13 protein-coding genes are annotated in these 13,400 nt (G+C 38.2%); 6 read left to right on the top strand and 7 right to left on the bottom strand.

The features are described from left to right. Positions 1 to 4: 4 nt before the first annotated feature. The 4 genes from MKL33_RS05400 to MKL33_RS05415 all read right to left on the bottom strand — a co-directional run bounded on the left by MKL33_RS05400 (position 5) and on the right by MKL33_RS05415 (position 3,065). Complete coding sequence (locus MKL33_RS05400; RefSeq protein WP_002116544.1) at positions 5 to 859, bottom strand: SPFH domain-containing protein; 855 nt, start codon at positions 857 to 859, stop codon at positions 5 to 7. A 28-nt stretch (positions 860 to 887) separates the two neighbouring features. Beyond that, a complete protein-coding gene (locus tag MKL33_RS05405) occupies positions 888 to 1,349 on the bottom strand; it encodes an NfeD family protein (protein WP_016143172.1) in 462 nt (153 codons plus the stop codon). Between the two features lie 105 nt (positions 1,350 to 1,454). Beyond that, positions 1,455 to 2,372: a patatin-like phospholipase family protein gene (locus MKL33_RS05410; protein WP_014207516.1), complete on the bottom strand. Its 918-nt coding sequence runs from the start codon at positions 2,370 to 2,372 to the stop codon at positions 1,455 to 1,457. Positions 2,373 to 2,438: 66 nt separating this feature from the next. After that, the gene (locus MKL33_RS05415) at positions 2,439 to 3,065 is read right to left on the bottom strand and encodes a lysophospholipid acyltransferase family protein (protein WP_270906625.1); all 627 of its coding nucleotides are present in this window, start codon (positions 3,063 to 3,065) and stop codon (positions 2,439 to 2,441) included. A 127-nt stretch (positions 3,066 to 3,192) separates the two neighbouring features. On the opposite strand from MKL33_RS05415, the gene MKL33_RS05420 reads away from it, so the two are divergent. The 6 genes from MKL33_RS05420 to MKL33_RS05445 all read left to right on the top strand — a co-directional run bounded on the left by MKL33_RS05420 (position 3,193) and on the right by MKL33_RS05445 (position 10,157). Continuing rightward, the gene (locus MKL33_RS05420; RefSeq protein WP_270906626.1) at positions 3,193 to 4,452 is read left to right on the top strand and encodes an MFS transporter; all 1,260 of its coding nucleotides are present in this window, start codon (positions 3,193 to 3,195) and stop codon (positions 4,450 to 4,452) included. A gap of 73 nt (positions 4,453 to 4,525) precedes the next feature. After that, the gene (locus MKL33_RS05425) at positions 4,526 to 4,717 is read left to right on the top strand and encodes a hypothetical protein (RefSeq protein ID WP_025469749.1); all 192 of its coding nucleotides are present in this window, start codon (positions 4,526 to 4,528) and stop codon (positions 4,715 to 4,717) included. 272 nt (positions 4,718 to 4,989) lie between these two features. Beyond that, the gene (locus tag MKL33_RS05430) at positions 4,990 to 6,282 is read left to right on the top strand and encodes a DcaP family trimeric outer membrane transporter (RefSeq protein ID WP_270906627.1); all 1,293 of its coding nucleotides are present in this window, start codon (positions 4,990 to 4,992) and stop codon (positions 6,280 to 6,282) included. 178 nt (positions 6,283 to 6,460) lie between these two features. Continuing rightward, complete coding sequence (locus MKL33_RS05435; protein WP_270906628.1) at positions 6,461 to 8,110, top strand: phosphoethanolamine transferase; 1,650 nt, start codon at positions 6,461 to 6,463, stop codon at positions 8,108 to 8,110. Positions 8,111 to 8,124: 14 nt separating this feature from the next. After that, positions 8,125 to 8,799 (top strand): DNA-binding response regulator PmrA, encoded by a 675-nt coding sequence (locus MKL33_RS05440; RefSeq protein WP_002116411.1) that lies wholly within the window; start codon positions 8,125 to 8,127, stop codon positions 8,797 to 8,799. A 23-nt stretch (positions 8,800 to 8,822) separates the two neighbouring features. Continuing rightward, positions 8,823 to 10,157 carry a sensor histidine kinase gene (locus MKL33_RS05445; RefSeq protein WP_270906629.1) on the top strand — a complete coding sequence of 445 codons (1,335 nt, stop codon included), beginning with the start codon at positions 8,823 to 8,825 and terminating at the stop codon, positions 10,155 to 10,157. A 1-nt stretch (position 10,158) separates the two neighbouring features. On the opposite strand, the gene MKL33_RS05450 is transcribed toward MKL33_RS05445, so the two are convergent. From MKL33_RS05450 to MKL33_RS05460, 3 genes are all read right to left on the bottom strand, one after another. After that, the gene (locus MKL33_RS05450; protein ID WP_270906630.1) at positions 10,159 to 10,869 is read right to left on the bottom strand and encodes a phosphatase PAP2 family protein; all 711 of its coding nucleotides are present in this window, start codon (positions 10,867 to 10,869) and stop codon (positions 10,159 to 10,161) included. A gap of 138 nt (positions 10,870 to 11,007) precedes the next feature. Further along, the gene (locus tag MKL33_RS05455; RefSeq protein ID WP_270906631.1) at positions 11,008 to 12,195 is read right to left on the bottom strand and encodes an ammonium transporter; all 1,188 of its coding nucleotides are present in this window, start codon (positions 12,193 to 12,195) and stop codon (positions 11,008 to 11,010) included. A 302-nt stretch (positions 12,196 to 12,497) separates the two neighbouring features. Next, the gene (locus tag MKL33_RS05460) at positions 12,498 to 13,382 is read right to left on the bottom strand and encodes a LysR family transcriptional regulator (protein ID WP_270906632.1); all 885 of its coding nucleotides are present in this window, start codon (positions 13,380 to 13,382) and stop codon (positions 12,498 to 12,500) included. Between the last annotated feature and the right edge of the window lie 18 nt (positions 13,383 to 13,400).

The following is a 13,400-nucleotide window of genomic DNA, read 5'->3' on the forward strand; positions in this document are numbered from 1 at the left end:
TAAATTAATTATGTTTTCCCATAATTCCGCGAATTGTATTTAAAACATCGGCTGGTAAAACCACAGTTTTAGCATTGCTTGATTTCGCCATATCTTGCATTGCTTTGACATACTGTTCACCTAATAGGTAGGCAACTGGCGTTTCTTTATCACCCACTGCACTTGTCACCATCTCAATGGCTTTTTGCGAAGCTTCAGCCAAAACAACTTGTGCTTCTGCATCACGGCGAGATGCTTCTAAGCGACCATCAGCTTCTAAAATTGCAGCTTGTTTTTCACCATCAGCTCTCGTTACTGTAGCACGGCGTTGACGTTCTGCCGCAGCTTGAGCTTCCATGGCAGCTTGCATGGTAGAAGAGGGTTGAATATCTTGAATTTCAACAGTTTTTAAAGTGATCCCCCAATCTGAAATATCATCGGAAATCGCAGCTTTGAGCTTCGCTTTAATATGATCTCGTGAAGACAAAGCATCATCTAGATCCATTTCACCGACAATAGAACGTAACGAAGTTTGTACAAGGTTTTGAATAGCCCATGTATAGTTTTCAATACCATAAACCGCTTTTTCTGGTGTGGTTAAATTAATATATGCCACAGCATTCATGAGTAATACAGCATTGTCACGCGTAATCACTTCTTGAGATGGGATATCTAACACAATATCTTTAGTGGTAACTTTATAAGCCACTTCATCAACATAGGGAATCACGAAATTAAGCCCGGGATTAAGGGTAGAATGATATTTCCCTAAACGTTGAACAATCCACTTATAACCCTGAGGAACAATACGAACCCCTTTAAAAATGGTGACAGCCACAAAAGCCAAAAAGGCTAAAACAATAATAGTACCGACTGGCATGAAAATACCCTCTCTTTATCTTTAATGTTTATGAAGTACCATGGGACTGGACAATTAAGTCATTACCCGAAATATCAATAACTCTCACACGATCACCGACTTTGACTGGTGTGGTGCTTCGGCAGTTCCACTCATCCGCCCCTAAAATGGGCATTGGAAAACGAACGATAATTTGGTCATGGTCAAGACCAGTTTGAATCACCATACCAATTTGACCAATAGTCGCTTCACGGGGTAATCCCGCTTTAGTTTTATCAATTGATAATGGTTTAATAAATTTGAACCAAAGAATGGTGCATAGCACTGACAGAACTATCCACAATACAATTTGCGTTGTGAGGCTAATATCTGGAAATAACCAGTAGAGAAAGCACACCATAATGGCGGCAATACCAAACCAAAGCGCGGCAAAGGCGGGTAGAATCAGTTCAGAAAGAATAAGTAAGATACCCAATACAAACCAGTGCCAAGGTTGTATAACAAACTCCATAGATCTGCTCTTTTATATATCTTTATGATGGGTAAAAGTGACTCAATATCACTTTTACCACTGTAGCAGATGATAGGGAGTGTGGATAGAAAAAAACCACCTCAATTAGAATTTAGGGCGTGGTGCAGGCTTAAACGCAGCTGGAGATTTTTTGAAGTTTGCAATTGCAGTTTCAACTTGGCGTATTTGCGCTTGAGCTGCTTTTTCGCCTTCCAAAATTGCTTGATTACTTGATTTGAGATCAAGAGTACCTAGATGACCAACTTTAGGTTGAATGACAACATTGGCCTGCTTGAGCTCTTCATTAATACTTTGTTGACCCATGATATTAATGGTTTGATCCAGTAGTCCCCACATATTGGCTGGGCGATTTCCTGCTGGACGCGCGGAAATATCAACAGCAATCACAATATCTGCACCCATGTCACGAGCTGTTTTAACAGGAATTGGGCTAACCAATCCACCATCGACATATTTCTGCTTGCCAATTGTCGCTGGTACAAACACATTTGGAATACTACAAGATGCACGTACTGCTTGGCCTGCATTACCTTTAATGAAGTCAGCTTTTTGACCATTATCAAGGCGTGTTGCCACGGCAGCAAAACGGATTGGAAACTTCTCAATCGGTTTATTGCCTACATTACGGTTAACGTAGTCCTGTAACTTTTGTCCAAGAATAATACCCTGACGATTAAGTGTTAAATCGCGGATATCTGACTCTTGTAACTTTAGAGCCAGACTTTGCAATTGATAAGGCGTTTGTCCACTTGCGTAGATACTTCCAACAAAGCTACCGGCACTGGTACCCGTGACAATTTTAGGTTTAATTCCGTGAGACTCTAAAACCTTAATTACACCAATATGTGAAAATCCTTTTGCTCCACCGCCACCTAAAGCAAGTGCAATCACAGGTTCACGGGCTTTCATTGAGGTTGTCGGTGTTGGTGTTTTGCTAAATTTATCACAGCCAAATAGTGCTAGAGAGATAAATCCAATACTGGCAAATTGAGCAATTTTCATCTTTAAAAATAATCTACGTCGAGATAAATTAAGAGGGCTCATGAGACCAGATTTGCTCAATTTTTGCTAGGTTTTTTTCACTAGATTTTGTAAAGGTTCAGCAAGCCAATTACGATTTTTAGGTGATATTTTTCCTTCATAACGCTCAAAAATCTTGGTGAGATCTTCATCGTAGTTGCCACTTGGATTTAGGTGACCTAAGCAGTGAATAGCCTTATGATCATAATCAAAAGAAAACATGACAATGGGAATATGAGCTTTTGCAGCGATATGGTAAAAACCACTTTTCATTTTTTTTGCTTTTTTACGGGTGCCTTCGGGCGCCATACCAATCCAGATCTTGTCATATTTTTGAATGGTTGCAACGACTTGCTCAGTAAGTCCATTGGCTGTATCACGTTTAACTGGAATAACTCCAGCCCAATCTAAAGCTCGTTTAAATGGTGGTTTAAAAAGAGCATCTTTACCTAACACCGTAATTTGGATACCTAATCCGAAAATCGCAAGAAATCCATACCATCCATCAATATTGGAAGTATGGGGGGAAATAATCGCCACTGCTTTTGGCAAATTAGGAACTTCACCTTCAATTGTCCAACCTTGCGCTAAAAAAAGTTTTTTAAATAGCGCTCGGCTTAAAGCAGTACCGCGTTGAGGTACTAAATCAGGTAAATTAGGGAAATGTTGAACCATATTTTTTAAATTTTAACTTGTCCTAGTTTTATCTTAATCTTTTGAAATATATGCTTCATTGGCAAAATGTAAGAACAACATGACATTTGATGTTATTCCTCATTAAACAAATAAAAAGTAGGTTTCTATGTTGCGGCAGCAAAATCTTTATCTTCTGCTATTTTCTCTATATTGGGCACAAGGACTGCCTGTTGGGTTTATGACCCACGCTTTACCCGTGATTTTAAGAGCAGAAGGAGTTTCACTCGCCCATATTGGTGGCTTTGGCTTATTAATGTTACCGTGGTCAATCAAGATTTTTTGGGCGCCATGGGTCGACCGACACGCACTTTCCCGTTTAGGACATTATCGTAGTTGGATTCTACCTACTCAGTTTTTGACTGTGGGTGTACTGTGTATTTTGTCTTTTTTCCCTGTTCAAGCTTTAGATCAACCTATTTATTTATTCGCATTTTTTATTTCCCTTCTTTTTATGAACTTAACTGGAGCAACACAAGACATTGCTACCGATGCTTTAGCAGTCAACTTGTTAAAACATGATCAGCAGCATTGGGGCAATACATTTCAGGTCATTGGTTCGCGGTTAGGTTTTATTGTTGGGGGAGGCGCCGTACTTTGGTGCTTAGACTGGTTAACATGGCAACCCACTTTTTTGCTATTAGCGACCATAGTATTTTTAAACACTCTACCAGTTTGGTTATTTAAAGAGCCTCAACATTCTTCTCATGCGAGTCGCGAACTCAAACTTGATCAGCAAAATTTAGTCCTAAAAATTAAAGCTTACCTAAGATATTTCTCTCAAAATAAAGAGCTCCGCTCTTGGTTAATGGTACTGATCACTTTTAAAGTAGCAGACGGCTTAGCAGGGCCATTACTTAAACCTTTAATGGTGGATATAGGATTAAGTTTTACTCAAATTGGTGTTTACATCACGATGCTCGGTGCAGTAGCAGCACTTGCTGGGGCGGCAATAGCAGGAGGAGTGCTTAAATACTTTTCAAGACCAACAGCATTAATTGGCTTTTCAGTTTTTAAAATTATGAGTCTAGGAGCCTATGCTTATTTAGCCTATGCCTATGAACAAAAAATTCAGCTGAATGTCTGGGTTATATATACAGTCAATGCTTTAGAAGATGCATTCTCGGCAATGCTATTGGTGGTTATGTTGACTCTAGTCATGCATTACAGTCGAAAAGAATATGCGGGGACAGATTTTACCTTTCAGGTTTCAGTCATGGCGACTGTTAGCGGTCTTCTTTATAGTTTTAGCGGTGTGATTGGAGATGTACTCGGTTATTTCCATTATTTGATAGCTATTGTCATTATTGCAGTGATCAGTTTACTGCCTATTTTCCTCTGGAAACATGAGAAACTACAGGAAAAATAATGTTAACTAAATGAAATAAAGAACTTTAATATTGCTCAAGCAGTGATCTAAGCTTTATCTAATACCTTTGTCTATGTTTTTAAAAATGTATATTTTTAGCTATTTAAATGCTCAATTAATTGTGCCATCTTGTGTGGGTAGCAAATGGAAGCTAACTGGAGAAAAAATGGATTTGGATAACAAGAAAAATCATGTGAATCAATCAAAATGGACAGAAAAATGTTCAATTAGATTGGTTATTAGCCTAAAGTCTAAAAAAGAATAATGAAATAACGATTTAATCATTCTATAAGATAAGAGAGTTGTGTAGGATTCGTTACAACATGAAGTTAAGGTAAAAATCTGTAAATCAAAGTATGTTTTTTATGTCTTTGTTTATAGGTTTTAGTCTTGCACAACGTTGAAATTGGTTTTGGTTGCGGTAATAAAATTAATGTAACCAATGTGGAGGAGAGTTGATTTTTTAGCCCCTAATTTAATGGCGTAAATCAACTTGGCATGGATAGGCAACATAAAATATATTTTTAGGAGTTTTTGATGGATCTATTCCTTAATCGTAAATCTTTCGTTATTAAAAGTTTAGCTCTTACAGTTACAGCTTTAATGATGAGTGGGGCACATGCTGCGACTTTCGACAAAGCGGAAATTCAACAGCTTCGTAAAGAAGTTGAAGCGTTAAAAGCTTTAATTCAAGAACAACGTCAAGTTCAGCAACAACAACAGCAAGTACAGCAACAACAGCAAGTGCAGTTAGCAGAAGTTAAGGCACAACCCCAAGCTGCTGCGCCAGTTTCACCTTTAGCATCATTAAAATCTAAAACTGGTGCTGATGTGAATCTATATGGTTTTGTTCGTGGCGATGCTAACTATATTATCGAAGGTGCGGATGGTGACTTCGCTGATGTAAGTAAGTCTAATGGTGAAGCAAAAGATAAATTGCGTGCTACTGCTAAAACGACTCGTCTAGGTTTAGATTTTACTGCTCCTGTAAGCAATGCCAAAGTTGGTGGTAAAATTGAGTTGGACTTTGCAAGTGGTGACAATAACAAATCTGAAAACGTACGTATTCGTCATGCTTATTTAACTTATAACAACTGGCTATTTGGTCAAACAACGTCTAACTTCTTGGCGAGCCACGCACCAGAAATGATCGACTTTTCGACGAACATTGGTGGTGGTACAACACGTATTCCACAAGTACGTTATAACTATAAATTAGCTCCTGCGACTCAATTATTTGTTTCAGCTGAGGAAGGTAATAGTTCAGCAACAGGTGACTCAGTTAAATATAGATTACCTGTATTAACAGCTAAAATTACTCAAGGTTATGCTGGTGGTAATGGTAATGCTTCTGCTCGAGCTTTTGTTGAAAACTACAAATCAGGAAAGGGCGATGACCAGACTGGGTGGGGCGTTGCTGCAGGTACTGACTTTAAAGTAGCAGATCCTTTAAAACTCTTTGCTGATGCTTCTTATGTTGTAGGTAACAGTAACTACTTATATGGTAGTAATTCTGCTTATACTTTAGTTAATGATAATATTGAGCAAAATGAATTTGTAGCTGTACAAGTGGGTGGAACTTATAAGATTTTACCTAACCTACGTGCTACTTTAGCATACGGTGCTCAATTCGCTGATGATGGCACAGACTATGCTAAAGCATATACTGCGGGTAATGAAAAAGTTCAGCAAGCATGGCTCAACGTCATTTATACACCAGTTAAACCAATTGACTTAGGTATTGAATATGTTAATGGTAAACGCGAAACCTTTGCTGGTGATGATTACAAAGACAACCGTGTTGGTTTAATGGCTAAATATAGTTTCTAAAAACAATATTTAGTTAAAAGCTCAAAAGACGAGGTTAAATCTAATCTCGTCTTTTTTTATATAAATTAAAAGAATTAGATTGCTTTAAAGCTTCAGAATTAGATCATTTTTTATTTAAGTCATTTTTAAGTTTCAATTTCTACATTAGAGCATCATAAAAAGATTGTAGTCACCCAAGATGCTGAATTTTTTTTCTACTTTAAAACATAAACAGATTTCACTGTTTATGTTTAATTTGATTATAGCCATTTGGTTAGGGGCAATTCTAAATATTGGTTTTTATCACCAAGTCCATATTTTAACTCCATATTTTGGAATAAAGGCTATTCTATTTTTAGCTGCTACTGTAGTTATTGTGGTTGCTGCTTATTATGCGATTTTACAGATTTTAAACTGGAAATGGACTGCTAAAATTTTTGCAATTTTACTGATCGTAATTGGTGGTTTTAGCTCTTATTTCGTCAATACATTAGGTGTAATTATCTCACCTGATCAGATTCAAAATATGATACAAACTGATGTATCTGAAGTTTCTGATTTAATTTCATTACGTTTCGGGCTTTGGACAGTTTTCTTTGTTGTTTTGCCGATTATTTTAATTACTCAGGTAAAGCTTAAAAAAGAAAAAGTATCTTATTTGTTGATGAAAAAGCTTGGTTCGATTGTAGCCTCATGTGCAATCGTGGGTATTTTACTATTTGTTTACTATGTTGATTTTGCATCTATTTTTCGTGAGCATCGTGATTTAAAAGGTATGATCTCACCACAAAATAGCATTTCATCTTTAATGTCTTATTACGACAAAATGGCGCCTAAGAAGAACTTGCCACTTATACATTATGGAGAAGATGCTCATCAAGTTCAGCAAGTACAAAGCAACTTGCCTAAATTAATGGTTCTCGTTGTTGGTGAGACTGCCCGTGCAGAAAGTTTTGCATTAAATGGTTATTCGAAAAATACGAATCCGGAACTTTCTAAACAAGATATTTTGAATTTTTCCCAAGTCAGCTCATGTGGTACAGCAACTGCTGTGTCGGTTCCATGTATGTTCTCTGGAATGCCTCGCGTTGACTACGATGAACAACTAGCAAGTCACCGTGAAGGTCTATTGGACATTGCTAAACGTGCGGGTTACCAAGTAACTTGGATTGATAATAACTCTGGCTGCAAGGGCACTTGTGATCGTGTTGAACAGTACAAAATACCAGAAAAGTTAAAGCAAAAATGGTGTAAAGATGGCGAATGCTATGACGATATTTTAATCGATAGCTTAAATGAGTATTTAGCGACTATTCCTAAAGAAGACACTCGTCCGCGACTCATTGTTTTACACCAAGTCGGAAGTCATGGTCCAGCCTATTACAAGCGTGCACCTGCCCAATATCAACCGTTTAAACCGACTTGTGATACTAATGCGATACAGGGTTGTTCTCAAACAGAGTTATTAAATAGTTATGATGACACAATTGTATATACAGACCATGTGTTAAGTCAGATCATTAATAACCTAAAAGAATTATCGAAATATCAAACAGGTTTATGGTATTTATCTGATCATGGTGAATCGACGGGTGAACATGGTTTATATTTACATGGTTCACCGTATGCAATTGCACCGACCCAACAAACGCATGTACCAATGATGATGTGGTTTTCTGATAGCTGGAAACAACACAACCTTGCACAAGTGAGTTGTTTAGGCCAACAAACTAAAGAAAAGTTAAGTCAGGATAATTTATTCCCAAGCTTACTGAGTTTGTTAGGTGTAAAAACTCAGGTCATCAACCCTCAACTGGATATGCTGCACTCTTGTGCCCATGTGAATTAAAGCGAGCCTAGAACATGACAAAAATCTTGATGATTGAAGATGATTTTATGATTGCAGAGTCAACAATAACGTTGCTGCAATATCATCAATTTGAAGTGGAGTGGGTCAATAATGGCTTAGACGGTCTGGCTCAGTTGGCTAAAAATAAATTCGATTTAATTCTTTTGGACTTAGGGCTACCTATGATGGATGGCATGCAGGTCTTAAAGCAAATTCGCCAAAGAGCAGCAACTCCCGTCTTAATTATTTCAGCGCGAGATCAGTTACAAAACCGTGTTGATGGTTTAAACCATGGTGCAGATGATTACTTGATCAAACCATACGAGTTTGATGAATTACTTGCCCGTATTCATGCGCTATTGCGCCGTAGTGGCGTAGAGGCTCAGCTTGCGAATCATGAGCAACTATTACAAAGTGGTGATCTGGTTTTAAATGTTGAGCAACATATTGCAACGTTTAAAGGACAGCGTATTGATTTGTCTAATCGTGAATGGGCAATTCTGATTCCTTTAATGAGTCACCCAAATAAAATCTTTTCTAAAGCAAATCTTGAAGATAAGTTATATGATTTCGATAGTGATGTGACCAGTAATACGATTGAAGTATATGTACATCACCTGAGAGCTAAACTCGGGAAAGACTTTATCCGAACGATTCGAGGATTGGGTTACCGTTTAGGGCAATCGTAACTTAATTTTGGAACTTCATAACAGTGCATTATTCATTAAAAAAACGACTGATTTGGGGCACCTCAATTTTCAGTGTCATCTTAGGTTGTATATTAATTTTTAGTGCGTATAAAGTTGCACTGCAAGAAGTTGATGAAATTTTAGATACCCAAATGCGTTATTTAGCTGAGCGAACAGCTGAATATCCATTAAAAACGGTAAGCAGTGAATTTGATTTTCATAGAACTTATCATGAAGAAGATCTATTTGTAGATATTTGGGCTTATAAAGATCAAGCCCATTTATCACACCATCTCCATTTATTGGTTCCACCTGTTGCACAAGCTGGCTTTTACTCACATAAAACCAGTAACGGCTTAATCCGTACCTATGTTTTACCGTTAAAGGATTACCAGATTCAGATTAGCCAGCAAGAAAAGGTTCGTGAGGCTTTTGCTTGGGAACTTGCAGGTAGCATGTTCATTCCATATTTGATTATCTTACCATTTGCGATTTTTGCTTTAGCTGCAATTATTCGTCGTGGGTTGAAGCCGATTGATGACTTTAAAAATGAACTGACTCATCGTGATTCAGAAGAACTGACACCTATTGAAGTTGTAGATTATCCTCAAGAATTGTTACCCACAATTGATGAAATGAACCGTCTTTTTGAGCGCATTTCTAAGGCACAAAACGAGCAAAAACAGTTTATTGCAGATGCAGCCCATGAACTCAGAACCCCTGTGACTGCTCTGAATTTACAAACTAAAATTTTAATCAGTCAGTTTCCTGAACAGGAATCGCTGCAAAATTTGAGTAAAGGATTAGCGCGTATTCAGCACTTGGTGACACAGCTTTTAGCGCTGGCTAAGCAGGATGTATCTTTAAGTGTGATTGAACCGACGAGGGCTTTTCAGCTTAATGATGTCGCTTTGAATTGTGTTGAACAGCTTGTTAATCTCGCTATGCAAAAAGAAATCGACTTGGGATTTGTTCGTAACGAACCAATCGAAATGCATAGTGTTGAGCCAACTGTTCATTCAATTATTTTTAACTTAATTGATAACGCGATCAAATATACGCCCCATGAAGGGATGATTAATATTTCTGTTTTCACTGCTACAGATGGCGATGCGTGTATACAAATTGAAGATAGCGGCGCGGGGATCGACCCAGAACATTATGATAAAGTTCTAAAACGTTTTTACCGTGTACATCACCATCTTGAAGTAGGGAGTGGTTTAGGTCTATCCATTGTTGACCGAGCAACTCAACGTTTAGGTGGGACTTTGACACTAGACAGAAGTTTAGAGCTTGGTGGACTTTCAGTTTTGGTTAAACTTCCAAAGATTTTACATGTTCACGAAACAAGGACTTGAGTTAGACAAGTTCTTGTTTGATTCGTTTTTCAAACTCAAAGCGGCGAATACAAACGGCATAAAATAAGATATTTACTGCCCAAATGACCCAACCTGTCCATAAATTATGACTCAAGAAATGTGCTCCACGCATCATTTGTGCCCATCCCATCATAAAGCCTAATAAAATGCCTGAAATGAGATAAAAATAGGCACGTTTGGGTTGTTCGAGACGATAAACAAAATAACCTGTCATTAAAATAAAACCGGCGCTTGCATGTCCACCCGGAAAGCAATGCCCATGTTTCGCAGTAAAGTCCCAAATATAGCCACCTAAGCTGTTAGGGTGAATCATATTCCAAGGACAGGCATGAGCAGATTGTGATTTTAAGAGACCAACCAGTGTGCTACCAATCATGCTCACAAAAAACATATAACCATATTGCCAGCGATAAAGCTTTAATTTCTCGACTTTAAATGACGCAAGCCATAGACCGAAAAAGATGACATAAATGCCAGTAATGATCTGTTTTACAATTTCATGACTAAGTCTTTCCAGATACCAATTGTCTCGATTGAAAAAATGACCCGTTGAATCGATCCAAGGCTGGATGAGGTACATATCAATTTTCCCACCCACTGGAAAAACGATTAAAAGCAGAAAAAAACTGAAAAACAGAAGAATGATATTAATCTGGAAAAATTGTTTTTGTTGATTCATGCCATGCAACATCAATTAGATTGTGGGTAAAGGCATTACATAAAATAAAACTTAAATTGCTCTTAAACTATACTGAAGAAAGAAGTTCAATTTTCCTTAAAAATAAAAAAGCGACGAGAAGTATCGTCGCCCTGAGCACTTTAGAAAGTATTAAAACATACCCTCTTCAGAGTTTGCTGAAATTTTATGAATAGACAAATCTGCACCACGAAACTCATCTTCTTGAGATAAGCGAACGCCAATGGTCGCTTTAAGTAAACCGTAAACAATAAAGCCGCCAGCAAGCGCAATAGCGATCGCGAGCGCTGTCCCGATGAGTTGAGAGATGAATGAGACACCTCCTAAGCCACCAAGCCATTGTTGACCAAATAAACCTACTGCAATACCACCAAATGCGCCACATACGCCGTGTAAAGGCCATACACCTAACACATCGTCAACTTTAAGTTTGTTTTGAGTATAAGTGAATAGATACACAAACATAGCCCCAGCTGCACCACCAATCACAAGTGCACTGATTGGATGAACAATGTCAGAGCCTGCACAGATTGCGACTAAACCAGCAAGTGGGCCGTTGTGTAAGAAACCAGGGTCATTTTTCCCAATCGCATTTGCTGTAATCGTACCGCCAACCATTGCCATAAGTGAGTTAATGGCAACTAAGCCAGAAATAGCATCAACACGCTGAGCACTCATCACGTTAAAGCCAAACCAGCCGACAATTAAAATCCATGAGCCAAGTGCCAAAAATGGAATAGAAGAAGGTGGATGAGCACTTACACGACCATCTTTCTTATAACGACCAGAACGTGCACCCAATAGAATGACAGCAGCAAGTGCAATCCAACCGCCCATGGCATGAACTACGACTGAACCCGCAAAGTCGTGAAAAGCTGCGCCAAAGGTTGTTTCTAACCACTTTTGCAGACCGTAGTTGCCATTCCAGACTATACCTTCGAAAAATGGATATACCAGCGCAACTAAAGCGAGTGTTGCAATTGCTTGTGAACGCATTTTTGCACGTTCAGCAATACCACCCGAAATAATGGCAGGAATTGCCGCAGCAAAAGTAAGTAAAAAGAAGCAACGCATGAGGTTGTAGCCATGATCACTTGATAAAACCGTACCATCATGGAAGAAGTGCTGGCCATAAGAGATGTAGTAGCCAACAAAGAAATATGCGATTGCGGAAAGGGCAAAGTCAGTCAGAATTTTACTAAGTGCGTTCACCTGATTTTTATGGCGAACCGTACCAAGTTCCAAGAATGCAAAACCTGCGTGCATGGCAAGAACCAAAACTGCACCAAGTAATAAGAAAAATAGATCTACATTTTGCATAGCATGCTCGAAAAAAGTGCTAAATTCCATTTTGGAACAAATCTGGGTTTGTAAATTGCACCAAAATAGATTTAAGGAATCTAAAAACCTAAGTTTGTCGAAACAAACTCAATTGCATAAAAGTGAATATGCAATAAGCGCACCAATTTGGATTAAATAAGTGGTTTTTGGCGATAAATGGTGCGTTGATTTGGTTAAAGAGGGGTAGTTTTGGCGCTTTTTATGTTACAAGTCATCTAATGCGCTTATAAAATGACCTGAAAGAGTTCGTTATCAAATTCTTAAAAATTATCTGTAATCATTTAATGATCTGACCAAACCGATTGTGCGACTTCAATAAAAGCTTTTGCAGCGGGACTCATGTGCTTTTTATTCTTGACTGCGAGACCAATAGAACGTTTAAGGTTTGGTTTAAAAGGGCGTTTAACTACATTTGGATAGAGTGACAGTAACTCTTTGGTGAGCACCATATCAGAGACAATCGAAATCCCTAACTGGTTGTGGACCATACTGACGATACTTAGAATTTGGGAAACATAAAATTTAATGTCTGGCTTCACATTAAAGTTTTTTAAAATTAATTCGACCTGATGTCGACTACCCGCCATTGTCATAATAAAAGGGCAGTTTTCTAGCTGTACTGGATCAATATAGAGTTGCTGTGCAAGCGAGTAACCATTCGGAATTAGGGCAACAAAACGGTCTTCAATTAAAGGGAATGTATCAAAACGCTCATCTGGCATAATTAGAAAACTAACCTCTATGCGCCGTTCCAATAACCACTGAGCAACTTCTTTATCTTCGCCTTCATCGATATAAATTTCGATTTTGGGGTAACGCTGCCGAAAGGTTTCTAAAATTTCAGGCAGTAAATAAATAGAGGATGACGCCCCAAACGAACCAATACGTAATGTGCCTTCATTTAAACCGTGGATAGCAGCCACTTCTTTTTCTAATGTATCGGAAATACTCAATAGCTCTTTTACATGAGTCAATAACTGCTGACCTGTCGTAGTCAGCTCAATATCGCTTTGAGTTCGTGAAATGAGGTTAATGCCCCATTGTTGTTCTAATGATTTAAGCGCATGAGAAACTGCTGACTGAGAAATTCCCAATTTTTCTGCGGTAGCTGTAAAGCTTTTCAGTTCGGCAATGAGTGCGAAAATTTCAAGTTGGGTAAAGGTCATGTTGTATTTATTATGAGT

The sequence above is a fragment of the Acinetobacter sp. AOR43_HL genome, from assembly GCF_027854635.1.
Lineage (GTDB): Bacteria > Pseudomonadota > Gammaproteobacteria > Pseudomonadales > Moraxellaceae > Acinetobacter > Acinetobacter pittii.